This is a genomic window from Ochrobactrum vermis (assembly GCF_002975205.1).
Lineage (GTDB): Bacteria > Pseudomonadota > Alphaproteobacteria > Rhizobiales > Rhizobiaceae > Brucella > Brucella vermis.
The window spans coordinates 2,203,013-2,230,000 of record NZ_PCOC01000001.1 but is presented as its reverse complement, the minus strand read 5'-3'; the positions used below and the strand labels follow the sequence as shown (position 1 = coordinate 2,230,000).

Sequence of the window (26,988 nt, the reverse complement as noted above, 5' to 3'; positions counted from 1 at the left end):
TGAATGGGCTATGGGGACTCACCGTCTTACTGATCCTAATCAAACTCCGAATACCGGGGAGTACTACTGGGCAGACACACGGCGGGTGCTAACGTCCGTCGTGAAGAGGGCAACAACCCTGACCACCATCTAAGGTCCCTAAGTTATGGCTAAGTGGGAAAGGATGTGAGGATCCCAAAACAACCAGGATGTTGGCTTAGAAGCAGCCATCATTTAAAGAAAGCGTAACAGCTCACTGGTCTAAATAAGGGTCTTTGCGCCGAAAATGTACCGGGGCTAAAGCCATACACCGAAGCTGTGGATGCACATTTGTGCGTGGTAGCGGAGCGTTCCGTAAGCCTGTGAAGGGACAGTCGTGAGACATCCTGGAGGTATCGGAAGTGAGAATGCTGACATGAGTAACGATAAAGGGAGTGAGAGACTCCCTCGCCGAAAGTCCAAGGGTTCCTGCTTAAAGTTAATCTGAGCAGGGTTAGCCGGCCCCTAAGGCGAGGCCGAAAGGCGTAGTCGATGGGAACCACGTTAATATTCGTGGGCCTGCAGGTAGTGACGGATCGCGTGTGTTGTACATTCTTATTGGATTGAATGTGCAGCGAAGCGGTTCCAGGAAATAGCTCCTGCATATAGACCGTACCCTAAACCGACACTGGTGGACTGGTAGAGAATACCAAGGCGCTTGAGAGAACTGCGTTGAAGGAACTCGGCAAAATGCACGCGTAACTTCGGAAGAAGCGTGACCTCCATTCAGGCAACTGGGTGGGGGTGGCACAGACCAGGGGGTAGCGACTGTTTACCAAAAACACAGGGCTCTGCGAAGTCGCAAGACGACGTATAGGGTCTGACGCCTGCCCGGTGCTGGAAGGTTAAGAGGAGATGTGCAAGCATTGAATTGAAGCCCCAGTAAACGGCGGCCGTAACTATAACGGTCCTAAGGTAGCGAAATTCCTTGTCGGGTAAGTTCCGACCTGCACGAATGGCGTAACGACTTCCCCGCTGTCTCCAACGCAGACTCAGTGAAATTGAATTCCCCGTGAAGATGCGGGGTTCCTGCGGTTAGACGGAAAGACCCCGTGCACCTTTACTATAGCTTTACACTGGCATTCGTGTCGGCATGTGTAGGATAGGTGGTAGACTTTGAAGCAGTGGCGCCAGCCATTGTGGAGTCATCCTTGAAATACCACCCTTGCCTATATGGATGTCTAACTGCGGCCCGTTATCCGGGTCCAGGACCGTGTATGGTGGGTAGTTTGACTGGGGCGGTCGCCTCCTAAAGAGTAACGGAGGCGCGCGATGGTAGGCTCAGAACGGTCGGAAATCGTTCGTCGAGTGCAATGGCATAAGCCTGCCTGACTGCAAGACTGACAAGTCGAGCAGAGACGAAAGTCGGTCATAGTGATCCGGTGGTCCCGCGTGGAAGGGCCATCGCTCAACGGATAAAAGGTACGCCGGGGATAACAGGCTGATGACCCCCAAGAGTCCATATCGACGGGGTTGTTTGGCACCTCGATGTCGACTCATCGCATCCTGGGGCTGGAGCAGGTCCCAAGGGTATGGCTGTTCGCCATTTAAAGCGGTACGTGAGTTGGGTTCAGAACGTCGTGAGACAGTTCGGTCCCTATCTGCCGTGGGTGTAGGAATATTGATAGGATCTGTCCCTAGTACGAGAGGACCGGGATGGACGTATCTCTGGTGGACCTGTTGTCGTGCCAACGGCATAGCAGGGTAGCTATATACGGACGGGATAACCGCTGAAGGCATCTAAGCGGGAAACCCACCTAAAAACGAGTATTCCCTATCAGAGCCGTGGAAGACTACCACGTTGATAGGCCGGGTGTGGAAGTGCGGCAACGCATGTAGCTTACCGGTACTAATAGCTCGATCGACTTGATCACTCCCATTTACAATATCCATCGAACAACGTTCGATAGATATCAGTTAAGACTATGTCCTTACGGCTGAGCGCCTGACTTCGTCAGGCTAGCCTGCGGACGGCACGCCGAAACATCGGCGACGGCCAGTCGGCCTTGCGAAGCTTACGCTTCGAGGCCCTTAAACTGATATCATTACAATCAGCACGAAAGACAACCAGCTTCTCATATTTGTGTTCTTCGCCGACCTGGTGGTTATGGCGGAGCGGCTGCACCCGATCCCATTCCGAACTCGGCCGTGAAACGCTCCAGCGCCAATGGTACTTTGTCTTAAGACACGGGAGAGTAGGTCGCTGCCAGGTCTGCTAAGCACACAAATCAAAACATCTTCTCAAATCCCATACAAAACAGATCATTTAAGCGATATACGCAAAAAAATACCAAAACCGGTTACAATATAACACCCATAACGCGGGGTGGAGCAGCCCGGTAGCTCGTCAGGCTCATAACCTGAAGGCCGCAGGTTCAAATCCTGCCCCCGCAACCAATGATCCCTGCGATCCCAAAGAGCCCCTACCCAGGGGCTTTTTTTGTTTCTGGGCGCCGGAATGTTGGTTTCCACGCAGAACTGAGCCAGTTAGGCAGATAATTTCCATTGAGAACTGAGCCATGTGAACCTTCCCCCCAACGCGGTGAGCGACGGGGGCAGCGGAGTGATCCACATGGGACTTTTAAACATCATCCGGCGCATGGCGCTGCGAGAGAAGCAGTCGATCCGCGAGATCAGCCGGCGCACCGGTCTGTCGCGCAACACGATCGCGAAGTATTTGAGCGCGGGTACGATAGAGCCGACGTTCACGGTACCGGAACGACCGAGCAAGCTTGATCCTTTTGCCGACAAACTCGCGGCCTGGCTGAAGACCGAGACCGGAAAGTCGCGCAAGCAGCGCCGAACACTGAAGCAGCTTCATTCCGATCTGGTGGTTCTCGGCTTTACCGGCTCCTATGGTCGGGTCGCCGCATTCGCTCGTGATTGGCGGGCTGATCGGCAACGTGAGCAGCAGACGACGGGCCGCGGCATATTCGTTCCGCTGTCTTTCCGACCAGGCGAAGCATTCCAGTTCGATTGGAGTGAGGACTATGCCGTGATAGGCGGCGAGCGCACGAAGCTTCAGGTCGCGCATATCAAGCTATCGCACAGTCGCGCGTTTTTTGTCAGGGCCTACCTGTTGCAGACGCATGAGATGCTGTTTGACGCCCATTGGCACGGCTTCCGCGTGTTTGGCGGCGTGCCTGGTCGTGGCATCTACGATAACATGAAGACAGCGGTCGATCGTGTGGGCCGCGGCAAGGAGCGACAGGTCAACATCCGTTTCCTTGCGATGACGAACCATTACGTCTTTGCGCCAGAGTTCTGCAATCCCGCCGCGGGCTGGGAGAAGGGGCAGGTCGAGAAGAACGTCCAGGATGCCCGACCGCGGCTGTGGCAACAGATGCCCGACTTTCCAGATTTGGGGGCATTGAATATCTGGCTGGAACAGCATTGCCAGGACCTGTGGCGGGAGACAGCGCATGGCACCTTGTCCGGCTCGATCGCGGATGTTTGGGCTGATGAGCGGGCAGCATTGATGGCGCTCCCCGCCATGTTTGACGGCTTCGTCGAGCAGAGCAAGCGCGTCTCGCCGACATGCCTGATCACCTTCGAGCGCAATCGTTACAGCGTGCCTGCGTCTTTTGCGAACCGGCCCGTCAGCCTGAGGATTTATCCCGAGCGACTGGTCGTTGCGGCCGAGGGCAATATCCTTTGCGAACATCCGCGGATCATAGAACGCAGCCACGACAAACCGCCGAGGACGATTTACGACTGGCGCCATTACCTTGCGGTCATCCAGCGCAAGCCTGGAGCACTGCGCAATGGCGCACCCTTCCTGGAATTGCCGCTGGCCTTTCGACAGCTGCAGGAGCAGATGCTGCGCCGCCCTGGTGGTGATCGTGAGATGGCCGATATCCTTGCCCTCGTCCTTCATCACAACGAACAGGCCGTCATCAGTGCTGTGGAATTGGCTTTGGATCAAGGCGTGGCAACCAAAATGCATGTGCTAAACCTGCTGCATATGCTGATCGACGATAAGACGACTGACGGTCCCGACGTCGATACGCCACAGGCACTGACTTTGCTGCGCGAACCCAAGGCCAATGTCGAACGCTATGATGGCCTGCGTGTCCGGATCGTTGGAGGTCGCCATGCGTCATGATCCAGCCAGTGCCGCCGTCGTCATCATGCTGCGAAGCCTGAAGATGTATGGCATGTCCCAAGCCGTCAGTGACCTGATCGAGCAAGGTGCTCCAGCCTTTGATGCAGCCGTGCCGATCCTGTCCCAGTTGCTGAAAGCCGAGATGGCCGAGCGCGAGGTCCGGTCCATCGCCTATCACATGAAGGCTGCCCGCTTTCCAGCCTACAAGGACCTCTCCGGATACGACTTCGCCGCCAGCGAAATCAACGAAGCGACGGTGCGCCAATTGCATAGATGCGAGTTCATCGACGGCGCGCAGAATATCGTGCTTGTCGGCGGACCGGGCACAGGAAAAACACATGTCGCCACCGCCCTCGGCATCCAGGCGATCGAGCATCACCGTCGAAAGGTCCGATTCTTCTCGACCATCGAATTGGTCAACGCGCTTGAGCAGGAGAAGGCTAAAGGCAAGGCGGGGCAGATCGCAGAGACCTTGGTCCGCCTTGATCTGCTCATCCTCGACGAGTTGGGATACCTGCCGTTCAGCGCCTCAGGGGGAGCACTGCTCTTCCACCTTCTGAGCAAGCTCTATGAACGGACGAGCGTTGTGATTACCACCAACCTCAGCTTCAGCGAATGGGCAACCGTCTTCGGCGACGCCAAGATGACAACCGCATTGCTCGATCGTTTGACCCATCGCTGCCATATCCTGGAAACAGGGAACGACAGCTTCCGCTTCAAGGCCAGCTCGGCAGCCGCAGCACAGAAGAGAGGACAAAACGCCAATCCCTTGACTAAACCCTGATCAGAAAACCATACTTAGAGGTGGCTCACTTCTCGGTGGAAAAACTGGCTCAGTTCCGCGTGCAAACCAACAATACGGCGGATACCATCCAAGTTGCCACGCCCCATGGTTGGAATTGCGGATAACTTCGCCTTTATGCGCCTACCCATCTTGGCCTGATGTGTATCCAAGGGCTACACTCCGACTCATGAAGGAAAAAGATGCCGGAATACGAATCCGTGTCGAGCGGGAGCTTCGCGATGAATTCCTGAAGATGTGCCGCGAGCAGGATCGCCCTGCCGCGCAGGTCATCCGGGAATTCATGCGGGAATACATTGCGGCAAAGAAAATGCAGCGCGCTGGCCAGGCCGAAACCATCGGCGAAGCGCCCGTCGCGCCAATGGGTGAAGAATGAACGCCGTAGAGATCGAAGAAGCCATATCGGCTCTCGCCGAACTGCCGTTTGACGCAGACGAATTTCCGTTCGCGTTCCTTCAGGCGTTCGGGGCGAAGGAGACCACGCTTCGGCGTCTCCGCAGTGGTGAGACCAACAAGTCCGATCTGGGCGGTGTTCTCCAGACCAGCAATATCCACATCGCGGTTGCGCCCGAGGGGGCGGTGACTGAAACGCTCGGCAAGCTCAAGGCCAGCCCGGCGACGACACGCGCCAAGGCGAAATTCGTGCTCGCCACGGATGGCAAGGAGTTCCAGGCGGAAGACCTGAACACAGGCGAAGTCGTCGTTTGCAACTACCCGGATTTCCCGGATCATTTCGGTGTGTTCCTGCCGCTTGCGGGCATTTCCACCGTCAAGCAAATCCGTGAAAGCGCCTTCGACATCAAGGCGACAGGGCGGCTGAACCGGCTCTATATCGAGCTTTTGAAAGACAATCCGGAATGGAGTTCCGCTGCCCGCCGCCACGACATGAACCATTTCATGGCCCGCCTGATCTTCAGCTTTTTTGCCGAGGACACGGATATCTTCCTGAAGGATGATCTGTTCACCGCGACCATCGAAAAGATGAGCGACAAGGACAGCTCGAATACCCATGAGGTGATCAGCGAGATTTTTCGCGCGATGAACACCAAACGGGAAGATCGCGCGAGCACCAGCATCGCACGATGGGCAAACGACTTCCCCTATGTGAACGGCGGCCTATTCTCCGGCAGCACCGAGGTTCCGCGCTTTTCCAAGATCGCCCGCTCCTATCTGCTGCATGTCGGGAAGCTCGATTGGAAAAAGATCAACCCCGATATTTTCGGGTCGATGATCCAGGCTGTGGCCGATGATGAGGAGCGCGGCGCGCTCGGCATGCATTACACCAGCGTGCCGAATATCTTGAAGGTTCTCAATCCTCTGTTTTTGGATAATCTGCGGGAGCAGCTTGAAGAGGCCGGGGAAAACGCCCGCAAACTTCTAAACCTCCGCAATCGCATGGCGCGCATTCGCGTGTTTGATCCCGCCTGCGGCTCCGGCAATTTCCTTGTCATCGCTTACAAGGAAATGCGTGCTATCGAAGCCGAGATCAATAAGCGGCGCGGCGAAGCCGACCGCCGCACTGAAATCCCGCTGACGAACTTTCGCGGGATCGAGTTGCGCGACTTTCCAGCCGAGATTGCACGCCTCGCCCTGATTATCGCCGAGTATCAATGCGATGTACTTTATCGTGGTCAGAAGGAGGCACTTGCCGAGTTTCTGCCCCTCGACGCCATGAATTGGATTACTTGCGGCAACGCCTTGCGGCTCGACTGGCTTAGTATCTGCCCGCCCACAGGGACGGGCGTTAAGCACCACGCAGATGACTTGTTTATGTCACCCGTTGATCAAGCGGAAATCGACTTCGAGAACGAAGGAGGTGAAACCTACATCTGCGGAAATCCGCCATATCTAGGTTCGAAATGGCAATCACAAGAACAAAAGGACGACCTAGGCAGCATTTTCGAGGGGAGAATAAAAAGCTGGAAGTCACTGGACTATGTTGCGGGTTGGTTCATGAAAGCCGCAGATTTTGGAGTTCATACGCCAACGTCTGCCGCTCTTGTGTCAACAAATTCAATATGCCAAGGGCAGCAAGTCTCGATCCTTTGGCCTCATATTTTTTCGACAGGAAATGAGATTTCCTTTGCCCATACTTCTTTTAAGTGGGCAAATCTTGCCAGTCATAATGCTGGTGTAACCGTCGCCATTGTTGGTATTGGACGAAATATCGGGAAGCAACGAAGCCTATATTTCCTCGATCCTAACGGAGAAACAATACGTAAAGACGTTGAAAACATTAACGCGTACTTGGTCCCCGCCGCAAACATTGAAGTTAAATCACGAAGTCGTCCGATAGGTGGGCTGACACCAATGCAGTTCGGAAACCATCCGTACTACGGAGCGCCTCTGATTTTTAGTCGTGATGAAGGCCGTGCTATGATTAATGACGAGCCGGGTACTGCAAAATATCTTCGTCCTCTATACGGATCGAAGGAGTTCATATCGGCATCACCAAGAGTTTGCTTATGGATTAAAGAAAGCGAACTTTCAGACGCCATGAGCTTTAAATCGATTGCAGAGAGAGTCTTGAAAGTTGAAGCTGCTCGCAGAGCGGCGAAGAAGGACATTGCGGCCCAGAAACTTGCGAACACCCCTTATCAATTTCGCGAACAGGTAACTGCTGCGCGCTATGTTATGGTCGTCCCGCGCGTCAGCTCCGAAAACCGACCTTATTTGCCAGTCGGACTACTCCCTTCAGAAAGTATCATTCAAGAAAAAGCCTTTGCGTTGTACGATGCGCCTCTTTTTAATTTGGCTATCATTGGATCAAAACTGCACTGGGTTTGGATAGGGATTGTTTGCTCCCGAATGCGAACAGATTTCTCCTATTCCAACACGCTTGGCTGGAATACCTTTCCCGTTCCCAATCTGACCGAAAAGAACAAGGCCGACCTGACTCGCTGCGCGGAAGACATCCTACTCGCGCGCGAGGGACATTTCCCGGCAACCATCGCCGATCTCTATGACCCTGAAAAAATGCCCGCCGACTTGCGTGCGGCGCATGATAACAATGATGAGGTTTTGGAGCGCATTTATATCGGTCGCCGTTTCCGCAATGACACCGAACGCCTCGAAAAGCTCTTCGAGCTTTATACGAAGATGACCAAAACGCAGGGGGCGGCATGATTGAAGCTCTCATAGGATTGGCTGGCGTTGTCGTCGGAAGCGCGATCACGATTTCCAAAGAGGTTTGGACGTCCTGGCTTGCTCGTCGCCGAGACGGCTCCTATGCCGCCATTCGGTTGATCTGCATATTAGAAGAGTATGCCGATAAGTGCATCGACGTGGTTTATGATGACGGAACGGCCTGCGGACGTCCAGCGAGACGCGCTGAGAGCGGAGAAGAGTATTGCGAAGCGCAAGTTTCCACGCCCGATCCGCTTGATTTTCCCGAGGACATTGACTGGCGGAGTATGCCGGAGCCTCTGATGCATCGAATTCTTGCCTTGCCAAACAAGGCAAGAAGCACCGACAGACATATTTCGGCTTCAAGCGAACATGCATTTCCGCCTGACTACGAGGAATTCTTTGAGCCGCGCCAGAGGGGGTATGCTCAGCTCGGCCTGGATGCGCTGGAGATCGCGGATGATCTGCGCCAACATTTCCGAATATCCGTGAGAAGTCGCGCAGCACTCAATACGGATTGGGACCCAATGGCATTCCTCCGTAAAAAAACGTCAGTGACCGAGGGGGCTGCATGACCGAATTCAACCGAATGACAGTGGTGGCCGCAGCCGAGGTGTTGGGGGACTTCAAATCACACAACGATATGGAGGTGCTTGAGGTTCAGTGGGATATTGTTGGGAAATGCAATTCGTCGAGCAAGTCGGGCCGAGTTGCAAACCTGGCGCGAATTGCGATCGAGGATGGTCTCGAAGTTTTTACCGAGGCTGGACGTATGCCGCTGGCGAGAGCTCTGATTGAAGCTGCTTTAAGGGCTCCTCCCAAAGCACTCAAAACCGACGCTTGGACAAAGCTGGTCGCCGGACTCCGTTTTGACGGCTTCGAAGTCGATGAAGAGGTTGAAACAGAAGAGGTATTGCGCCCGTGGCAGCGCCCTAGCGAATCCACTACGAGAGTTTTGCGACGTATGATGCCTGAGGATTTGCCTGGGCTTGATTTTAGAGAAGCAGAAAATGAAGTGGAGCTTTTGTTAACCCGTCATGGTTTCAGCGTGGCGCAAGGGCATTTGCGACAGGCCGTGTCGGCCTTCAGCAGGGGAGAGTGGTCGTCGGCAAACGGTGCGCTGCGGAATTTTTACGAAAGTTACCTGAACGAGATTGCGGTGGCACTTGGCTATAACGGGAGTGGCGACGGCAAAGCCAAACGTGATTTTCTTGGCACTACACAGCCGCCATTCCTCTTTGACGACTACAACGAATGGAATGCTAACAATCAGAAGCCTCAATATGTGCAAGGCCTAATGAGCCGAATGCACCCGCATGGTGGGCATCCAGGACTATCTGAAGAAGAAGACGCGACGTTCAGGCTTCAAATATCTCTCGTGACAGCGCGCCTGTTTCTACGTCGATTTAATCAACGAAAGCTAGTTCCATGATCCAATCCGTCCCCTCCGTTTCCGTCACCTACGCGCGGAATGGCAACTCCACCAAGCCGAACGAGCTTGGCATGCGGCCTATGCAGGAGGCGGTATACGAGAAGCGGGGCGAGCAATATCTGCTGATCAAATCGCCTCCGGCATCAGGCAAGAGCCGGGCGCTGATGTTCGTCGCGCTGGACAAGCTCAACAATCAGGGCTGCAAACAGGCGATTGTCGTTGTGCCGGAAAAATCCATCGGTTCCAGCTTCGCCGATGAGGCGCTGTCGAAGCACGGCTTCTATTGGGATTGGCATGTCTCTCCGAAATGGAACCTTTGCAATGCGCCCGGCGCAGACGGCGGCAAGGTCAATTCCGTGAAAGCGTTTCTGGAAGGCGACGACAAGGTTCTCGTCTGCACCCATGCCACTTTCCGCTTCGCCGTCGATAAGTTCGGCATCGAGGTTTTCGATGACAGGCTGATCGCGGTGGATGAGTTTCACCACGTTTCCGCCAATCCCGACAACAAGCTTGGTTCGCATCTTGGTCAGCTTATCGGGCGCGGCAAGACCCATATCGTTGCCATGACCGGCTCTTATTTCCGGGGCGACGCCGAGCCCGTGCTGATGCCCGAGGACGAGACCAAGTTCGAGCCCGTTACCTACACCTACTATCAGCAGCTCAACGGCTATAAATATCTGAAATCACTCGATATCGGCTACTTCTTCTACGCTGGAGCCTATTCGGACGACATTTTGAAAGTGCTCGACCCGGATGAGAAAACCATCATCCATATACCTTCGGTGAATTCGCGTGAAAGCACCAAGGACAAGATCAGGGAAGTCGAGCATATCATTGAAGAGCTGGGGTCTTGGCAGGGCTCCGATCCAGAAACCGGCTTTCAACTGGTGAAGCGGCCCGATGGCCGCATCCTGAAAATCGCCGATCTGGTCGATCCCGATCATCAGGCGACAATCCAGGCAAGCCTCCGGTCGCCCGAAATGAAGACAAACCGCGAATATGTGGACATCATCATCGCCCTTGGCATGGCGAAGGAAGGTTTTGACTGGATTTGGTGTGAGCACGCCCTCACCGTTGGCTATCGCTCTAGCCTGACCGAGGTCGTTCAAATCATTGGCCGCGCGACACGTGATGCCCCTGGCAAAGCCCGCGCGCGTTTCACCAATCTGATTGCCGAACCGGATGCGTCCGAGGAGGCCGTGACGGAAGCGATCAACGATACGCTGAAAGCGATTGCGGCGAGCTTGCTCATGGAACAGGTGCTCGCGCCCCGTTTCAATTTCACGCCCAAGCGCTTGGAAAGCGAGCCGACACCCGGCTTCGACTATGGCGAGGGCGGTTATGATCCGAACAAATACAATGTCGGTTTCAACGAAGAGAGCGGTGAATTCCAGATCGAGATCAAGGGGCTTGCCGAGCCGACAAGCAAAGAGGCCCAGCGCATTTGCCAGGAAGACCTGAACGAGGTCATCACGGCTTTCGTTCAGGACAAGAGGTCAATTGAACGGGGCCTGTTCGATGAGGAATTGGTGCCGGAAGAGCTGACCCAGGTCCGCCTTGGTAAGATCATCAAGGATAAATATCCGGAATTGGACGACGAGGATCAGGAGGCCGTGCGCCAGCATGCTATTGCAGCTCTGAACCTGACCCAGCAGGCCAAAGCCGCGCTGAACCCCGATGGGGAAGCTCCGAAATCCGGCAATACCGCCTTGCTTGACGGCATCCGGAAGATCGCCATGGATGTGCGAGAGCTCGACATTGACCTGATCGACCGCATCAATCCGTTCGGTGAAGCCTACGCGATCCTTGCCAAGACGATGAACGAGGAGAGCCTCAAGCAGGTCGCTGCCGTCATCTCCGGCAAGAATGTCAAATTGACACCCGAAGAGGCCCGCGATCTTGCTCGCCGCGCGGTGAAATTCAAGCAGGAGCGCGGACGTTTGCCGTCCATCACCGCCGCCGATGCGTGGGAACGGAAGATGGCGGAAGGTGTGGCTTTCCTCGCGCGCATGAAAGCGGAGGCCGCAAATGGCTGATTTCACCGATGAAGATGATGCTCTGCTTGCTGAATTAGGGGTTGAGGTCGAAACCAAGAAAGCGGGCAGCCGCACGCCGCGCGAAGAGCGGATTATCGCAGGCTTTGAAGAAATTCAGCGCTTTGTCGAAGAGCATGGCCGCGCGCCACGCCACGGCGAAGACCGCGACATTTTCGAGCGGCTTTATGCCGTTCGGCTGGATCGTATCCGTTCGCTGGAAGAGTGCCGCGCGCTAGTCGAACCGCTCGATCATCAGGGCTTACTTGGCGATGAGATTGCCACCGCTCAGCCCGATATTGACGAAATGGACGATGATGCGCTTCTGGCCGAACTCGGAATCGAAGCGGAAGCGCCAGAGATCACGACACTGAAGCATGTTCGCTCAACGGCAGAAAAACGGGCCGCCGAGGAGATTGCCAACCGTGAACGCTGCGAGGATTTCGATAAATTCAAGCCACTGTTCGACCAGGTCCAGGCCGATCTGAAAAGCGGCGTGCGCACGACACGGAAATTCGTAAAGGATGCGGGTTTCCTGAAAGCCGAAATCACGGCAGGTCAGTTTTTCATTCTGGGCGGGCAGACTGCCTATGTCGCGGATGTCGGCGAACCGATTAAGGCTCCGAATGGCGAGACAGACGCCCGTTTGCGCGTGATCTATTCCAACGGGACGGAAAGCAATCTGTTGCTGCGGTCACTTCAGCGCGCTCTCTACAAGGACGAAGCGGGTCGCCGTATCACCGAGCCAAGCGCCGGGCCGCTTTTTGCCGAGGAGACCGATGAGGATGATACCGCCAGCGGAACGATCTATGTTCTGCGCAGCAAATCGAACCATCCTCTTGTGGTCGAGAACCGCGACATCGTGCACAAAATAGGAGTGACCAGCGGCAGCGTCGAAAAGCGCATTGCCAACGCCAAGCTCGATGCCACCTTCTTGCTGGCGGACGTGGAAATCGTCGCAACCTACAAACTTTACAACATCAGCCGGGCGAAACTCGAAAACCTGATCCATCGGGTGTTCGAGCCTGCAAAGCTTGAAATCAAGATCAAAGATCGCTTCGGCAATCCGGTCGTGCCGAGGGAGTGGTTTTTGGTGCCGCTGTTCGTGGTCGATGAGGTTGTGGAGAGGATCAAGGATGGCAGCATAAGCAACTACACCTACAACCCGCAGGGAGCTCGCTTGTCGCTTCGAGGCGATCACGCGGCGAACTGAAAATGGTCGATCATTCCAAAGAGTTCACAAAAATTCTGTCGGCTGGTGTCAGGCCTGCGTTACTTGTCGGGAATGGTATTAACCGGTTCAACGGTGATGGCTCCTCCAGCTGGGAAGGATTGTTAGGTACTCTCGCGACACGGAACGGACTCAAGCTTTCGGCTACGGACGCAGACGAGATGTCCAATACAGAATTCTTTGACTTGCTGGACCTTACTCGACCAAAGGATGATCGCAGTACCCTGCAATCTGATTTTTGTGAGCTGATGAGCGGCTGGAAGCCCGCCGAGCACCATCGCACGATTGTCAGGTGGGCACAGAAGCACCGCGTGCCGCTCCTTACCGTGAATTTTGACGAGAACCTTTCTGCGTCGATCGGTGCAAAGCTGTATCGCGCCGAGCAGAAATTCACGGACTATTATCCGTGGGCATCTTATTTCTCTGACAGGCAGATCAGAAATCCACGTGATGAGTTTGCGATCTGGCACCCACACGGGATGATGAAATATTCCCGCAGCATCAGGTTGGGCCTCACTCACTATATGGGATCTGTTCAGCGTGCTCGAACCTGGGTTTACGGCAAAGAAGGCTTGCGGGCGTCTGCGAAGAGTGGCGCACAAGAGTGGCGTGGAAGCAATACTTGGCTCGACATATTCTTCTTTAGTCCGATCCTGATGCTCGGTTTCCGTTTCGGGAAGGACGAAAATTTCTTACGTTGGCTGTTCCTGGAACGGGCGCGCATCCATAAACTCGTACCCGAATGGAGTGCGCCCAGTTGGTATATAGACGTTAGAAATAAAGGCGGAACACACAGCCGAAGGCCATTCTTCGAAGGGCTCGGGATCACGTATCTATCGGTAGGTGATTATCGGGACATATATGAGTCAGATGGCTGGGTAAAATAGCCTACCGCCTCGCCACCTAATCAAGCGCTGCCTTTGAGATCACAGTACTCGGATATGGCCACACTTCTTGGGCTGTTTCGAAAAGCAACTTGCCTCGCGCCTCGATAGTATCCTCGTTCCAATTCTCGACCTTCGTGATTTCCCGGTTCATCACCAGGAGCGAATGATCTTGCAGGGCCTTGCGCTTGATTTCATATCTTCCGTTGCGGACGCTACTGTTTAGCGGCTGAGTTAGGATCGTCAGGTTGCCGAATGTATTCAGAAGGCGCTGTCTTCGGATGATTTGGCCGACCCGAGTTTCATCTTCGTCCATCGCAAAGACAGCCTGATAAGCTTCATCGCTGCTGACGAGGTTACCGTCGCCTAGGGGCCAATGCGCTTTCCACTCAGCCGGGAGGATGTGCTCCACAGAGAGGTCTGTGCTTAAATGTTCAGTTTCATGGAATTTATGACGCTTTTGACGCTCTATTGCTTCCAACACCGCACGGACGCGCAGTGGCGTCAGGCGTTTGCCGTAGACAGGCGCGGACAGCCATGCCGCCTCAAATTCGCGGTCTGTCGGGAAGCGCGCGCTTTCCGACGTTTGGGCGATAAGAAAGGCAGACAGTCTTTCGGCGCTGAAGCCCTTCGCTTCGAGGTGCCTAAGCACCGATAGAAAGAACTTGTTGTAATTTTTTGTCGTCAGCCCGCAAATGGCGCGCCTTACGATGAGTGACAGCACCGTATCCAGGCACGTATGGCGCTCACCGTCACCCATGCCATCTTCAGCCCAAAGCCGGAGGATCAATGGATAAACCGTTGTCACGTCCCATGGACTCAGCAACCAAGCGAAGTGACCGAGCGGATCATCTAGCTTCTTTTCCAGGAGCCTTCGGTATAGCGCACCGTAGCGCGCGAGATCCGTGAGCTCCGCATCGACGGTTTGATAGCCGCCGCCCGGCCGGTCGGCCTGCACCTTTAAGAAGGCCTTGTATTCGCTGAATAGCTTGGAAAGCGTAACCTCTCCAGCGACCTGACCTGCAATGAAGTTCGCAAGGAAGAATTCGATCCTGGCTTTTTTGTACCGCCCTTGCTTTTCCATCTCGCTCCAGAAGGGGGCTTCAAAATCCTTCCAGTGCTTTTCAAAGAGCTTCTCAGCCTTTTCTTGCCGGGCATCAGCACGGTGAAAGATATTGTTGCGTACTAGGTCCGCCGCTAGCAAAGGTTCACCGCGTTCATTCAGCGTTTCGAAGATAACCTGAGCATCGTCGCCCTCTTCGAGTATGATCTCGACAACCTTGAATTCTTCAATCAGCGACTCCCACAGCGCGTCCAGCCGCAGCTCCATCGCCGCACGATCTTGATCAAAGGTTTCCTGTGCCACCTCATCTTCCTCGTCCGGCGCGCCGTCAATCGTTTCGGCAAAATCGTCTTCCAGATCGTCGCTCTCAACCGCATGACGAATATGCTCAAAGAAGAATCCATAGGCGCCCAGTAGATTTGGCACGGTGCTATAGTCGTAAATCTTGTCCTTGCCCTTGTAGAAGTGAGCGCTGTATTTCTTTCGAAGCTCCAGGCGGCCCAGCGTGACAATATCCTGAAACAGGACTCTATCGTATTTCGTTGGCCAGACCTTGAATTTCTCCACCTCGGCATCTTCCATGAGATGTTGCTTTTCGTTGAACAAGTAGCCCTCTACCAGCCCAACCGTGTCGTCGAATCCTGCCTGCTTGGCGTAGTCGCGTGCTGCCGCGAGATACAGTTGGAAGGTAGTCAGGCGCTGCTGCCCATCCACTACCTGGAACGAGGTAACTTGGCGGGAGGATACGCTGCCGCGCGCTTCTAGAACAACAGCCCCCATGAAGTGGGAAAACCTCCGTTCCCGCCCGTTGAGGCGTTCGATGGCTTTGGTGCGCACATCGTTCCAGAAGGGGAGCCATTGCTTGTCGCGGGTCCATACATAGTGACGCTGATAGATCGGAACGCAGAATCGCTGGCGGTTTTCAAGTAGCTGCCGAATGGTAACTGGTCCTGCTTTCATGGTTCCTCCCCTTACTCATTTGAAAAGCTTAGGTTCTGATCAGATTTAATCAATCAAAACCATTGCTTGCCCTGATCTTATCCACGCAATCAGACTCTGGCGTGCCTGCCGAACTGGGCTGGCCGGCTTGGTAGCAGCTGCCGCATTGTGGTGGCGTGTTGTTTTAGTGAAAGTGAGGAAAACTCCAGCTTGGCACATCAAATGTTCTTGAGTTGTTCTCGTGATTAGTTACGTTGGTTGTATGAGCCACAAAACTAGCGTTTCGATTCTTGCCTCGCTGTTGAGGCCCGACAACGACGCTCGCCCCACATTTTTGTTGGGGGCGGGGGCCTCATTTTCCTCCGGTGTTCCTCTTGCGGCGGAAAGCGTCCGTCGCCTTGCCAAGCAAGTCTATGCCGAGCGTGAGCTTGGAGGCAGGACTCTTCCCGAGCGCATTAAACCCTCGGAATGGACCAGTTGGCTGCATCAGCAGGAGTGGTTTATTCATGGAGATGATCATCTCGCCGAGAATTTTCCGCTCGTCGTCGAGAATTTGCTCAAGCCGGAAGCCTATAGACGGCGGTTGTTGTTGGAGCTCGTCAGTCTAAAGGGCGAGCTAGGTTCAGGTTACCGCGCCCTATCTGATCTCGTGCTGCGCGGGCTTGCCGGAACGGTGATGACCACCAATTTCGATTTGTGCCTGCCGATGGCGCTCGGGGAGAAGCACCCTCATATAAGGCATGTTGCGGAAATCAATCGAAGGCCAGACGACTTCAACGAATTTAACCCCTTCGCGAGGGCTCAGATTGTCTGGCTTCACGGCAAGGCAGAACAGTATACCGACCGAAACCTTGTTCATGAGACGCAAACTCTGGATAGCGCTCTCCTGGAAAAGCTGCATCCGCTCCTTGAGTTCTCACCCTTGATCGTCATGGGCTATCGAGGTTACGAGCCGTCGATCATGTCGTCGCTCCTCGGAGCCGAAGATCAGAAATTCCGGCACGGTATATTCTGGTGTGTGAGAGCAGGTGAGCATCTTCACCCAAATGTTCAGGTGTTATCGGACCGCTTGGGAAGTAATTTTCAAAAACTGGGGATCAAAGGCTTTGATGAAATTCTGTCCGACTTGAATGTGGAGCTTGCCGGTGTCCAGCGGTTCGTCGCCCTTCCTGTGGCCGAAGCCGGAGACAGCTTTGATGACCGGATATGTGACGGGGCTGTCTGGGCTGATGTCGATGCGGACCTGGCGCTGGTAACCCTCCGGCAATATTGCGAGAAACTTGAGCGTGGTAGTCTCACATCGGATCAGCTCAAGCCACTGATGCGCGAGATCGGCCTATTGGCCCAGAAAAAGGATGCTTCCGAACAGCCGACAAATGCGTGCATCCTGCTGTTTGGTCGAAATCCTGAACGCTTTTTTCCGCACTCTGTGATTTCCGCGACTATTTCCGGAAAGAGGCGCATCGTTTTCGAAGGCAATCTCATCTCTCAATATCGTGCATTGCTTGAGTGGCTGGAAAGCAAAGATGTCAATCCCATTATCAAGGTTAAAGGCAAGCAAAAGCATTATACGCGCGCCGCATACCCTGAACGCGCTCTGATCGAAATGCTGGTCAACATGATTGTTCACCGGGATTATGAGATGGTTGCGCCGAGTCAAATCGACGTGGACGGAAATTCTGCTGTGTGCTTTTCCAACCCTGGTGGAATGTCTGCGCAGTCGAAAAATCGACTTGAGACAAACGATGAAGGTGCGTTCTCTCCCGTGCCGGAGTTCAGCGATCTCCGAAACAGAACCCTATGCGATGTATTCTTTGGCATTAGCGCCATGGAACGCGCGGGTACCGGGTTATCCGACACCCTCGATCTTTGTTTCGAAGCTGGCGGCTCTGCATCATTCGCTTTCCCGCCGGGAGAGGATGGATTCCTTGCCAAGCTTTTCAGGCCGGGCGCTTCTGCGGGATCAGCCTCCGTGTCGATCGATACCCGCCCGGTGGGTACTTATACGATAAACTCGCTGATGTTCTCCGCTTTGCCTGAGACGATTACGCGCCTCAAGATCAGAGAGGGCGTCGATCTGGGGCGGGGCGTTCCGCTGCATGAAGCCGGTACATTCGTCTATGAGCGCCGCAGCGGCGATTTGTGGACGTTCTTGCCTGCCCCTATCGCCAACCTTTTATTCGCGAATGTCCTTCTGGAAGAGACGACAGTCATTTCGCTGACAGAGGCGGGTTCAGACATTGTGCTGCACCGGAAAATTGCTTGGCTGATACGCAAGCATTTTGAGCAGCATATTCGGTTCTTCGAGAAGGACGGTCTTGTCGTTGAAAAGACGAAGAAGGGCCATCCGGCGAAGCGGGCCTATTTCCAGAGTAGGAATAAAGACAACAGAACCATTGTTTACGACACTCCTCGGCGGAAGGGTATCAGACGCGATGTTGTCAAAAAGCGCGGGGATGACGGAAAGCCGTGGTTTGAATGCGAAGGTTTCGGCTACGAGATCGTGCGCCTAGGCAATGGCTGGGGCGTGCGGATTAAACCGTTTTATATGTTCACGAAGCAGGACGGCATCACGCCGCTGTCAGGATACATGCGGACAAGCCGTGCTACGCGTCGAATTCGCTTCGATAGAAATACCAATGTTGAGAGCGATCTCGTGTTCTGGGGGCGGTTCCTATCCCAAGGAGGACAAACGATAAATATCGGTGATGAAAACGTGCCTGATTTGGTGCTGGAAGGCAGTTTTTACACCCAGGATGTAACAGAAGAAGGGCTGGTGGATCATGACGATTCAAATGAAGATCGACGTACTGCGTGAGCCCAGAATCGAGTTTTCAAATGCGAAAACCGACATCGATCCACGCCGGGGACTGCCAAAGAATGGGCCATCTGATAACACGGGTCTGCGGCAGATCAAGCTGGGCTTTGTAGGCCTGTCAGAAGATATCGATGCTGCCGTTGCATGGCTGTCGCGATTTGAGACTTTCATTCCGGCGAAGGAGAATAACTCCGCGCGTTTCCGGAATTGGCCGGGACTAGAAAAGGCCTTGAATGCAAAATTCATGATGGAGAAACGGCACAGACGGATTGTTTCTTCTTCGAAATATGATCAGCTTTTTCGCGATGCGCTGAAGGGCCAGAAATTCGGTGAGTTGGTCGAGCTCTTCGAATACGAGATCAGCAGTCTGTACGGGGACGAGGCCCCGGACTGCATAATCCTGTGCATCAAGCCTGAACTCGGTGATTTGCGCGTCATGAACCCCGGCCTGTCACCAGAAGAACGCCGGGCGCTGGAATTTTTGCGCGCCGAGGAGGAAAGCGACCAGCTTGCGCTCTTTCAGCCCTCGCCAGACGAGCTCGAAGCGGCGAGTGCCCTCTATACAATGGCAGACGATTTGCTGTTCCGAACGTTCTACCGTGCGCTGAAAGCCAAGATCATGTCTGATAGTCAGGCTGTTCCGATCCAGGTCGTCAGACGGGACACAATCGAACGGCCAGACGATAAGGGGCAAAGTCAGGCTACTCGTGTCTGGAACGCTGCCGTTTCTATCTACTACAAATCTAAGGGCATCCCGTGGCGGCCTGCTGACCTGCCGAAGAATGTCTGCTTTGTCGGGATTTCCTTTCACCACATGAAAAAGCGTGGCGGCCATCTGGTCTATGCCAGTGTGGCGCAGGCTTATTCGACAGATATCGAACCTTACGCGATCAAAGGGGCGAGCATTGATCATGACCAGAAGCGTGATCGCCAACCCTACCTAAATGAAGCGCAAGCGCGTCAATTGCTTGAGCAAATACTCGAAGAGTACGAGCGGCGAGCCGGAGTGACGCCCGACCGCGTGGTAATTCATAAAACCACAAACTATCAGACCGAAGAAGAACGGGGTTTCCGGACGGCTGCCAAAGATAGGGTCGCCAACTGCGATCTGATCTGGCTGCGCAATACCTCGTTTCGTGTCGTCCGCAAAGGAACCGAAGAACCCTGGCGCGGCACACTGTGTTCGCTGGATGGTCATTCCTATCTGTTCACGAGCGGCTATATCCCGTGGTGGAACGAGTTCCCAGGAATGCACATTCCGGCTCCTCTGGAGATTGGCTCTTGCGGTGAAACCGACATTCGGGCGCGTGCTGAGGAAATCCTGGCATTGACCAAAATGAACTGGAATTCCAGTGACGGGATTACCCGTTTCCCGATCACACTGCTATTTGCAAGGCGTGTAGGGGAACTGATGTGCGAGTTGTCAGATAACGCGACACCCAATCCCTCTTATCGCTTCTATATTTGATGCTGGTCTTTAGGGTGTTTGAGTAAGAGCTTTTCGAATACCTCATCCTGTTACAGACAGGACCGGGCTGTCGTGAACCGAGTCTGTTGTCTCCGCCATTCGGCATCCATCCCTTGCGTTTGACGGGCCGCTTTTTGCGGCCCTTTTGCTGAGCAGGGCTCTTTTATGCGCCCTGCGGTCTTCAGCTTTCTGTTTGGGGGCTTGCAGCCCCGTCCTCCGTCAAGACCAAGCCCTTCGGGCAAAAGCATCCGGGCCGTGGCTCAGGCCTAGCCTTGCGCCCGCACCACTCCGGACGCTTTTGGTCTGGACGGTTTCCCCCCTCTCTTCGCCAGCGCGGCAGATCGGTTGCATGCGCAACCCGATCAAAGGAAAAGAAAACAGATGTCAACAAACAAGTAACCGACAAGATTATTGCCGATCTGGAAAGAGGCGAGCTGACCTAGCTGAAGCTTTGGAGTGCTGGCAATATGGATGGACGGATAACCCTACGATTCCGCAGCGGACTTTCAGTGTACTTTGTCTAACCTTAATTTTAATGTTGCTAGATCGCTATTTCAAGCGAATGTCGGTATCGGTGGTTGCGAGCCCCCGCAACCAAATCTGTCATATAAAACACTCGAAATCGAAGTGTAGCAGGCGCTCGCTAGACAGTCAGGCCGACAACACAAAGCCCCGGATGCAATAGCGCCGGGGCTTTCGGTGTTTGACGATGGCGGCAGGTCGAGCAGTTCGAATCCCTTGGCAGGAATCGAACTATCTGAGGGCTGTAAGCAAACTGAAGTGAGGTTCGTCCACTTTCGGGAAACAACGTCCGATTTGAAGGTGCGAAGCGGCCGAGCTTTATGTTGCTTACCGGCTCCGAAGCAGACGAGCTGACTCGCTTCTCAGCCATGGGCTTGGCAAAAGGAGCCTCGTACTTTGATCCCTGGCCGCGATTGACGCTCAGGGCAACCTGATGGTCATGGTGAGGCTCGGTTTCCACATTCCTGCGCGGTCGAACCCATTGAGGTGTGCAGCGCAGATTGCGGCGGTGGTTTCTTGCAGCTCCTTCACGCGCTCGGCCAGCCAAGCCAGTTCTTCGCCTGTGATTTTGTAGTGATGCGAATAACGAGCCTCGACATAGGCGCGTTCGAGGCGGGCAAAGCACCGCGCGGCAAAACGGCTGTCGCTGGGCCAGACGTCCATAAGCTGGGGCGCGACCTGTTCCGCATGGGTGCGTAGAAAGGTCAGCCGGTGAGATTTCGGGCGATAGAGCGTCAGAACATGCAGCGTGCAATGATAGAGCCGTTCGACGGTCTGGTGCAGGTCAAAGGCTGCTTCCCTGTGATAGCCACGCCCCATGGCCTCCTTCGCCAGTTCGAAGCGATGCGCGGCACTTGGGAACCAGTGCTCGAGATGCCGGTGCATCTCAGCCCTGGCGGCCTCTGGATCGAGCGGTTTGGGGCTGGCGAAGGGAAAGCCCGGTGCCTCGTAGAGCAAAATGCCGTCGCGAGCGATGTCCACGAAGAAGGGCAGACCGAGCGCGAGCTGATTGTTCACGTCCATGATGGAGTGAACGATGAAATTGACCGGCGTTGCCAGATGTCTGGTGATCGTCAGTTCTCGTAAGAAACGTTCTTCTGCCCGATACCAAAAACGCGGATCGGCAGAGGTCTCGGGCGTAACGACCACCAGCAGGTTATATTCAGAGCGATAAGGGACAAAGAGAACCAGCTTGAGTATACGGCCATTCTTCTTCTTTTCCGACAGCTTGCTCTTTTGTGCATCCTCGAACTCATCGAAAAGGTTTCGTACGATCCGTTCCAGTTCACGGCGCTTACTCTCGGGGAAATGGCCGAGGTGTTCAGGCAGGGTCATGTCCGCCGCCTTTTCCCGGGGGCGGACGGTTCATGACGCACCCCGTGCCGCATGATAAGCAGAATGTTATCAAACGCCGAGCGTAGCAGCGGCCAAGGGAACTCCATGGAATCTTCGGAAGGTGCGCCCTCGCTTAAGGCAGCATCGAGCTTGCCCGCCACGCCCGCAAGCGTCGTGGCGGGCGTGTCCGTCAGGGCGTCCAGCAGTTCCTGCTCACGGTCGGCGGCGATCCGTTCCGCCTGCCTTGCGGCGGAATAGCCGATGCGTTCATCTTCGGCATCCCAGCGGGCCTGATGGGCCGCGAGATCGGCCTTGGCTTTGGCGCGGACATCGGCGGAGGCGGAACGGCGTTCGAAATACTCCCCGATGTCGCCCTGCCACCAGATGGCGGCGGTGGCACCTTTGTCCGGCAGATAGACGTTGACATGCGGAAAGCCAACGGCATTGATCAGTTGGGTCTCAAGCTTCTGCTGTTTCTCGCATAAGGCGACGGTGTTAAGACAGGCAACTTTCCACGCCCGCCACTGCGCCATCGCGGGGTCGGAGGCGGCATTGCCGGTAAGTGCCTCGGCAGCGCCCGCGCCATATTCAAACGACAACATTGCCGTGGTTGCCATCGTGCCCGTCAGCAACATCCGGCGCGTGACGGAAGACAAAGTCGTGCTATTGTCAGAATCAGCCATGATCTGAGCTCCCAAGTAGCTTAGGTTGTGGTTAGGCCGGGCGAGATGGTGCAAACATCCCGCTCGGCTGCGAGCATTGGCGCATGCAATGTTTGTTAAATTAACAAAATATTTTCTTTTTGTCAAACAACGGGACGGGCAATTGCCAAATAGTATTACTGCCGCTCAGTGTAGGGGAGCACGAGCAATGCTGGGCCTAAGCCAAGGTCAGTTAGCTGACGCAGCGAAGGTATCCAGACCGACGGTTGTGGATTTCGAGCGAGGAGTTCGCTTACCTCACGCTAATAATCTCGAAGCGATCCGTGCAGCGTTAGAAGCCGCTGGTATCGAGTTCATTTCCGAAAACGGCAGTGGTCCGGGCGTGCGGCTGGCGAAGAAAACCACACCTTGATGATAACCCTCGGCATCGACTTTGGACAAGATCGGGGATTTGAATTGTAGAACTTTTCTTTTTTATACCTTTTCTACGACGCAGTGCGATGGCAGCTAAATATCTGTTACAAAACGTTAAATCTTCATTCTTTCTGGTTCAGGGGCAGTTGGAAACGACCAGTTCCGGCTGTGCCGGGAGCGGGCCGCGCAGGAGCGATGGGAGATCGTCGGTTCCCATGAGGATGCGGCCATATCCGGTTCCAGCACAATCCTGCGGTCCGGCATTCAGCGGCTCGTGTGCGATGCACAGCGCGGCGAGTTCAACATCCTTCTGGCCGAGCGCTTGACCGCATCAGCCGCGATCAGGCGGACGTTGCCACCCTCTACAAGCATCTGAAATTCGCAGGTGTCAGCATCGTCACCTTGGCCGAGGGTGAAATCTCCGAGCTTCACGTCGGCCTGAAAGGCACGATGAACGCGCTGTTCCTCAAGGACCTTGCCATGAAGACGCATCGCGGCCTTCGAGGCAGGGTGGAGAAAGGCAAGGCGGGGGCGGGCATTGCTACGACTATCGTGTCCTCAAGAAGCTGGACGCCAACGGCGAGCCGATCCGGGGCGAGCGGGAAATCATCCCGGAGGAGGCCGACACCATCCGCCGCATCTTCGCGAATTTGCATCCGGCAAAAGTTCGAAGGCCTTGCCAGGGATCTCAACCGCGACGGCATTCCCGGCCTGCTTGGCCGTGCATGGGGCGATACCAGCATCCGCGGCCATGTCTCGCGCGGCACCAGCATCGTCAACAACGAGCTATATGCCGGCGTGCTGGTCTGGAACCGCATGCGGTTCATCAAGGCCCCATCAACCGGCAAGCCCGTGTCGCGCCTCAATCCGGAAAGCCAATGGATCAGGACGGAGGTACCACACCTGCGCATCGTGGACGACGAACTGTGGAGCGCCGCCCGCGCACGGCAGAAGCAGATCGCGGCCAACTTCGGGCCGAATCCGGCCAATACCCGCGAAGGCCGGATGAAGCGCGTGCATCTGGCGACCCGTCCGGTTCATCTTCTTTCCGGCCTTCTCGCCTGCTGATGCTGCGGCGGCAAGGTCGGCATCATCACGCCGAACCGCTATGCCTGCCTCAACCATCGCCGGCGCGGCACCGGCGACAACAACCGCACCATCACCCGCCAGAACATCGAGGCGCGCGTGCTGACCGGCCTCAAGGAAAAGCTGGTGTCGTCGGAAGCGGTGGCTGAAGCCATCCGCGCCTATGCCGAAGAAATGAACCGGCTGAACCGCGACCGGCGCACGCAAGCCGAAACCGCCGCAAGGCGCTGGCGAAGATCGCCAAGGCTGTTGCCGGAATTATGACGGCCATTGAGGACGGCATGTATCAGCCGAGCATGAAGGCCCGCATGAATGACCTCGAACGGCAAAAGACGGAGATTGTCGCCCGCCTTGCCGAAGCGCCCGCCGATATTCCCGATGTTCATCCGACATCGCCAACCTCTACCGCCTTCGCGTTGAGCGTCTGACCGAAAGGCCCACCGATCCCGATGGTGGCAGGTTGGCGGCGGAAGCGCTCCGCGCGCTGATCGGAGAAATCGGCCCACCCCCGGCGACCAACGCGGGGAGGTGCACGCCACCCTACGCGGCAAGCTGCTCGGCATCCTCGACTTCGCCAGCGCCGGGAGGTGGGCAAGAATCCCAGCCTCCCTTTTATGCCAGCCGTTAAAGCCTGCCCCCGCAACCAAAATACAAACCCCGTAGCTATGCTGCGGGGTTTTGGCGTTTAGGCCGCGCACGTTATTCCAAGCGACCAGAATAGCGACAAACCAACCTGTTTAAGCTATCAAATCACCTGCCTATCAAAGGAAGACAATAGTGAACCGCGATCGCTCCGTGCTGGCTGATCTCAACATATTCGTGACAATCGTACGCCGCCAAAGCATGAAGCAGGCTGCAATCGAACTCGGCGTTACAACCTCCGCAATCAGTCATCGTATGAAAAAACTGGAGGCGGACTTGGGTGTGCGATTGCTCAACCGTACCAGCCGCTCCCTCACACCGACTGAAGCCGGTGCGGCACTTGCGACACAACTTGAAAGCGGACTGCGGACGATAGGGGAGGCCCTGGAAGCTCTGACCAGTCAGCGCGACTTTCCATCGGGGCGCATAAGGCTCAACGCGTTGCGTGATGCTGCACGGCTGATCATCGCCCCCATCTTACCGCGCTATACGCGAACCTATCCCGATATGCATCTCGACATCACTATAGATGACCAGATGGTTGATATCGTCGCTGAGGGCTTCGATGCGGGGATCCGTTATGGCGATCGGGTGCCGCAGGATATGATTGGCGTTGCGTTAACCGGTCCCTTGCAATGGATCGTGGTCGGATCTCCGGCATTGATATCAAGGGCAGGGCGCCCCGAAACGCCGGACGATCTGCTCCGCTTGCCGTGTATAGAGACGAGGCTCGGGGACAATTCCCGATATGCATGGGAATTGGGGAACGGCGCTTCCTTGCGCCGGGTCGATGTGAAAGGACCGATTTGCGCCAATGAAACCGAACAGGCTGTGGAAGCCGCTTTGGGCGGGATCGGCTTTGCCTATTGTCTGGAGCCATTGGTCAAGAACTACCTGGACGCAGGTACGCTTGAAGCCGTGCTACCGGATTGGGCTTCGGAAGGTCCGCCCCTGACCATGTATTATCCGAGCAGACGACAGGTTCCATCTGGTTTGCGACGGCTGATTGATCTCATCCGCGAAGATCAGGGCCTCGCGAAATTGGTGGTCGCTGAGGAAGTCGGATCACGTTAAGAGCCGTTGTTGATTATTCGTCATTCTTTCGTTGAGTAACACTCAGCAGATTAGCATTGCCTCGGTTCCCCTTTGGGATCAAATATGCGTCACACCTGTTATGCATGGGATCGGCGCTGTCTTCCATGCGTGGTCAAACCATTTCACTCATGGAGATGCGTTATGCATTATTCTGCAGCGGCTGATCGCTATCAGTCAGATATGATCTATCGCCGTACCGGTCGGAGCGGCATCGATTTGCCAGCGATATCGCTTGGCCTCTGGCACAATTTCGGAGGTCGGGATGTCTATGAAAACGGGCGCGCGATTCTGCGTCGTGCATTCGATCAGGGTGTAACCCATTTTGATCTCGCGAATAATTATGGCCCGCCGCCCGGATCCGCTGAAGAAAACTTCGGCCGCATCATGGCCGATTTTCGACCCTATCGCGACGAGATGATCATTTCGTCGAAGGCCGGTTGGGATATGTGGCCGGGGCCTTACGGCGGGATCGGCGGCAGCCGCAAATATCTGATTGCCAGTCTGGACCAATCGCTGAAGCGGATGGGGCTCGACTATGTTGACATCTTCTACTCACATCGCGTCGATGCCACGACGCCGTTGGAAGAGACGATGGGAGCGCTTGCGCATCTGCACCGTCAGGGCAAGGCACTTTATGTCGGCATTTCCAGCTATTCGCCCGAACTCACTCAAAAGGCGGCGGCGATCCTGAAGGAAGAACGTGTACCACTTTTCATTCACCAGCCGAATTACAACATGTTCAATCGCTGGATCGAGAACGGCCTGCTCGACACGCTCGATGAGCTGGGCACCGGCTGCATCGTCTTTTCGCCATTGGCTCAGGGTTTGCTGACATCGCGCTATCTGGATGGCATTCCCGAAGGCGCGCGAGCGAATCAGGGCGGTTCCTTGAAGGCAAGCGCACAGAGCGAAGAGCTGCTGGGACGTATCCGGTCACTGAACGCCATTGCGGAGCGTCGTGGGCAGACCTTGGCCCAGATGGCTATTGCCTGGACGCTCCGCGATCCGCGTGTCACCTCTTCGCTCATCGGCGCGAGCTCGGTGGCGCAGTTGGAAAATTCTCTGGGAGCCCTGAAGGGACTGGATTTCAGCGCCGAAGAACTGGCTGAAATCGACCAGTACGCGCATGATGGCGGAACCGACTGGTGGAAGAGCTCGACTTCGCTTTGATACGTTATACCAAGGCGCTGAGATGCTGACGCATCACGCCTTGAAAAAGTTCAATCGCCACTCGGGCTTAACCGAAAACCCATGAGTTATGCTTATAGGTTTTCGGTGTTAGTTTTAACGAACACTATGATAAAGGGCCGTAC

General features: G+C 55.2%; 20 protein-coding genes, 1 tRNA gene, 2 rRNA genes and 1 pseudogene (1 of these 24 running past the window's edge). 21 read left to right on the top strand and 3 right to left on the bottom strand.

Going from position 1 to position 26,988, the window contains the following annotated elements:
• The 12 genes from CQZ93_RS11050 to CQZ93_RS10995 form a co-directional block, all read left to right on the top strand.
• Positions 1-1,892 (top strand): 23S ribosomal RNA (locus CQZ93_RS11050) (it extends 921 nt beyond the left edge of the window).
• Positions 1,893-2,115: 223 nt separating this feature from the next.
• Positions 2,116-2,230: ribosomal RNA gene (gene rrf, locus CQZ93_RS11045) — 5S ribosomal RNA — on the top strand.
• A gap of 108 nt (positions 2,231-2,338) precedes the next feature.
• A tRNA-Met gene (locus CQZ93_RS11040) sits at positions 2,339-2,415 on the top strand.
• A gap of 175 nt (positions 2,416-2,590) precedes the next feature.
• Entirely contained in the window at positions 2,591-4,123 is a 1,533-nt protein-coding gene (gene istA, locus CQZ93_RS11035) for an IS21 family transposase (RefSeq protein ID WP_032963552.1), read from the top strand.
• Entirely contained in the window at positions 4,113-4,907 is a 795-nt protein-coding gene (gene istB, locus CQZ93_RS11030) for an IS21-like element helper ATPase IstB (protein WP_036589678.1), read from the top strand. The genes istA and istB overlap by 11 nt, the downstream gene beginning before the upstream one ends.
• 187 nt (positions 4,908-5,094) lie before the next feature.
• Positions 5,095-5,301: a hypothetical protein gene (locus tag CQZ93_RS11025; RefSeq protein ID WP_105542597.1), complete on the top strand. Its 207-nt coding sequence runs from the start codon at positions 5,095-5,097 to the stop codon at positions 5,299-5,301.
• Positions 5,298-8,051, top strand: coding sequence for a class I SAM-dependent DNA methyltransferase (locus tag CQZ93_RS11020; RefSeq protein WP_105542596.1), 2,754 nt, complete (start codon positions 5,298-5,300; stop codon positions 8,049-8,051). Before CQZ93_RS11025 ends, CQZ93_RS11020 begins: the two co-directional genes overlap by 4 nt.
• Positions 8,048-8,626 carry a hypothetical protein gene (locus CQZ93_RS11015; RefSeq protein WP_105542595.1) on the top strand — a complete coding sequence of 193 codons (579 nt, stop codon included), beginning with the start codon at positions 8,048-8,050 and terminating at the stop codon, positions 8,624-8,626. The genes CQZ93_RS11020 and CQZ93_RS11015 overlap by 4 nt, the downstream gene beginning before the upstream one ends.
• Positions 8,623-9,483 (top strand): hypothetical protein, encoded by an 861-nt coding sequence (locus tag CQZ93_RS11010; RefSeq protein ID WP_105542594.1) that lies wholly within the window; start codon positions 8,623-8,625, stop codon positions 9,481-9,483. The genes CQZ93_RS11015 and CQZ93_RS11010 overlap by 4 nt, the downstream gene beginning before the upstream one ends.
• Entirely contained in the window at positions 9,480-11,519 is a 2,040-nt protein-coding gene (locus tag CQZ93_RS11005; RefSeq protein WP_105542593.1) for a DEAD/DEAH box helicase, read from the top strand. Before CQZ93_RS11010 ends, CQZ93_RS11005 begins: the two co-directional genes overlap by 4 nt.
• Positions 11,512-12,729 carry a GIY-YIG nuclease family protein gene (locus CQZ93_RS11000; RefSeq protein ID WP_181153342.1) on the top strand — a complete coding sequence of 406 codons (1,218 nt, stop codon included), beginning with the start codon at positions 11,512-11,514 and terminating at the stop codon, positions 12,727-12,729. Before CQZ93_RS11005 ends, CQZ93_RS11000 begins: the two co-directional genes overlap by 8 nt.
• Before the next feature lie 2 nt (positions 12,730-12,731).
• Positions 12,732-13,634, top strand: coding sequence for a hypothetical protein (locus CQZ93_RS10995; protein WP_105542592.1), 903 nt, complete (start codon positions 12,732-12,734; stop codon positions 13,632-13,634).
• Between the two features lie 16 nt (positions 13,635-13,650).
• On the opposite strand, the gene CQZ93_RS10990 is transcribed toward CQZ93_RS10995, so the two are convergent.
• Positions 13,651-15,654 (bottom strand): DUF262 domain-containing protein, encoded by a 2,004-nt coding sequence (locus CQZ93_RS10990; protein ID WP_105542591.1) that lies wholly within the window; start codon positions 15,652-15,654, stop codon positions 13,651-13,653.
• A 241-nt stretch (positions 15,655-15,895) separates the two neighbouring features.
• Here CQZ93_RS10990 and CQZ93_RS10980 point away from each other — a divergent pair, with 241 nt between their 5' ends.
• Complete coding sequence (locus CQZ93_RS10980; RefSeq protein WP_146114440.1) at positions 15,896-18,451, top strand: hypothetical protein; 2,556 nt, start codon at positions 15,896-15,898, stop codon at positions 18,449-18,451.
• Positions 18,429-19,919 carry an argonaute/piwi family protein gene (locus CQZ93_RS10975; protein WP_105542588.1) on the top strand — a complete coding sequence of 497 codons (1,491 nt, stop codon included), beginning with the start codon at positions 18,429-18,431 and terminating at the stop codon, positions 19,917-19,919. Before CQZ93_RS10980 ends, CQZ93_RS10975 begins: the two co-directional genes overlap by 23 nt.
• A 942-nt stretch (positions 19,920-20,861) precedes the next feature.
• Here the strand turns inward: CQZ93_RS10975 and CQZ93_RS10970 are convergent.
• Positions 20,862-21,776 (bottom strand): HEPN domain-containing protein, encoded by a 915-nt coding sequence (locus tag CQZ93_RS10970; RefSeq protein ID WP_105542587.1) that lies wholly within the window; start codon positions 21,774-21,776, stop codon positions 20,862-20,864.
• Positions 21,773-22,459: a hypothetical protein gene (locus tag CQZ93_RS10965; RefSeq protein ID WP_105542586.1), complete on the bottom strand. Its 687-nt coding sequence runs from the start codon at positions 22,457-22,459 to the stop codon at positions 21,773-21,775. The genes CQZ93_RS10970 and CQZ93_RS10965 overlap by 4 nt, the downstream gene beginning before the upstream one ends.
• Positions 22,460-22,547: 88 nt before the next feature.
• Here CQZ93_RS10965 and CQZ93_RS10960 point away from each other — a divergent pair, with 88 nt between their 5' ends.
• From CQZ93_RS10960 to mgrA, 7 genes and pseudogenes are all read left to right on the top strand, one after another.
• Positions 22,548-22,850 (top strand): helix-turn-helix domain-containing protein, encoded by a 303-nt coding sequence (locus CQZ93_RS10960; protein ID WP_286153084.1) that lies wholly within the window; start codon positions 22,548-22,550, stop codon positions 22,848-22,850.
• Between the two features lie 120 nt (positions 22,851-22,970).
• A pseudogene (locus CQZ93_RS27235) lies at positions 22,971-23,317 on the top strand (recombinase family protein); the annotation flags it as partial.
• Positions 23,303-23,920 carry a recombinase family protein gene (locus CQZ93_RS10955; protein ID WP_350308593.1) on the top strand — a complete coding sequence of 206 codons (618 nt, stop codon included), beginning with the start codon at positions 23,303-23,305 and terminating at the stop codon, positions 23,918-23,920. The pseudogene CQZ93_RS27235 and the gene CQZ93_RS10955, both read left to right, overlap by 15 nt.
• A gap of 117 nt (positions 23,921-24,037) precedes the next feature.
• Positions 24,038-24,202 (top strand): hypothetical protein, encoded by a 165-nt coding sequence (locus CQZ93_RS26640; protein ID WP_181153341.1) that lies wholly within the window; start codon positions 24,038-24,040, stop codon positions 24,200-24,202.
• The gene (locus CQZ93_RS26635; protein ID WP_181153340.1) at positions 24,199-24,366 is read left to right on the top strand and encodes a hypothetical protein; all 168 of its coding nucleotides are present in this window, start codon (positions 24,199-24,201) and stop codon (positions 24,364-24,366) included. Before CQZ93_RS26640 ends, CQZ93_RS26635 begins: the two co-directional genes overlap by 4 nt.
• Positions 24,367-24,715: 349 nt before the next feature.
• Positions 24,716-25,654: a LysR family transcriptional regulator gene (locus tag CQZ93_RS10950; protein ID WP_105542584.1), complete on the top strand. Its 939-nt coding sequence runs from the start codon at positions 24,716-24,718 to the stop codon at positions 25,652-25,654.
• A 162-nt stretch (positions 25,655-25,816) separates the two neighbouring features.
• Entirely contained in the window at positions 25,817-26,845 is a 1,029-nt protein-coding gene (mgrA, locus tag CQZ93_RS10945; RefSeq protein ID WP_105542583.1) for an L-glyceraldehyde 3-phosphate reductase, read from the top strand.
• Positions 26,846-26,988: the final 143 nt, after the last annotated feature.